This is a genomic window from Bacillus sp. P4_D3, assembly GCF_056401855.1.
Map to the genome: position 1 here is coordinate 1 of NZ_JBFUIN010000923.1, position 1,066 is coordinate 1,066.

At 34.8% G+C, this 1,066-nt stretch carries 2 protein-coding genes; one reads left to right on the forward strand and one right to left on the reverse strand.

Translation table 11 applies throughout. The features are described 5' to 3' along the window. Positions 1–244 (forward strand): DUF2935 domain-containing protein (locus AC1DTM_RS28035; RefSeq protein ID WP_477001432.1); only part of this gene is annotated, 244 nt, incomplete at its 5' end. A gap of 47 nt (positions 245–291) precedes the next feature. Here AC1DTM_RS28035 and AC1DTM_RS28040 read toward each other — a convergent pair. Then, on the reverse strand, positions 292–1,066 hold a 775-nt coding region (locus AC1DTM_RS28040), incomplete at its 5' end, for a DMT family transporter (protein ID WP_477001433.1).

Consider the following 1,066-nt stretch of genomic DNA (forward strand, 5'->3'; position numbering starts at 1 on the left):
ATATCAAAAAGAACCGACATATCCAATTATAGGGAAAATGAATAAAGATAGTGAAAACGCCACTGTTGAGTTAAGGAATTTCAAGAAAGCAGGATTAGAATTAATTCAAACATGCCAAATTCGAAGTGTTATTAATCCATTGCTTGCTGATCACGTTACAAGAGAAGCAGAGCATTTCCTCTTCATGATTCATGTATTGGAGCAAAGGCTAAAGCAAAAGCAGGTGGAACAATCCCCACAATAATAAATAAACAAGAAAAGCATGGCAAACTAATGCCATGCTTTTCTTGTTTATAAATTGTGATTTGATTGTTTCGGTTGTAATAAAAATGATGCTAATCCAATGAAAATAAGTAGAATTCCTAGTCCTTGCTGTAAAGAAATTGTTTCATCTAAAATGAAATAGGCTAGCATACAAGTTCCAATTGTTTCTCCCAAAATACTCATCGAGATAACCGTAGCACTCATCCATTTTAATAACCAATTGAAAATTGTTTGTCCTAAAATCGTTGCAATGAATGCAAGACCTATAAAGGACCACCATGTTTGTGCAGTGTAATTGAAGAAAGATGACTGCTGTGTGTAAGCAAATATACCGAGAAAGAGTGAACTACTACCATAACTAATTACCGAGTACGGTATTAGGGATAGGTCTTTACGAACATGTTGACTAATGAAAAAGTAAGCTGTTATGACGCCAGCAGCAATAAAAGCTAAAATATCGCCGTATAAAGCCTCGCCACTAATTTGAAAATCTTGCCACCCAATCACGATACTTCCTGAAATTGCAATAAGGCAGCCTATAATCGCACCTTTCGTAAACCGTTCCTTAAATAAAAAATAACCACCGACCATTGAAAATAAAGGTTGCAACGTTACGATAACTGTAGAACTTGCTACAGAAGTATACTGTAATGATTCAAACCATAGGACATAATGAGTTGCTAGAAATAATCCAGATAAGAGTCCAAATCCCCATTGCTTTTTTGATAATGAGCGAAGTTCGCTTCGATTGTTTGTATTAAATATTAGAAACGGTAAAAGAATTACCGTAGCAAACAATAAT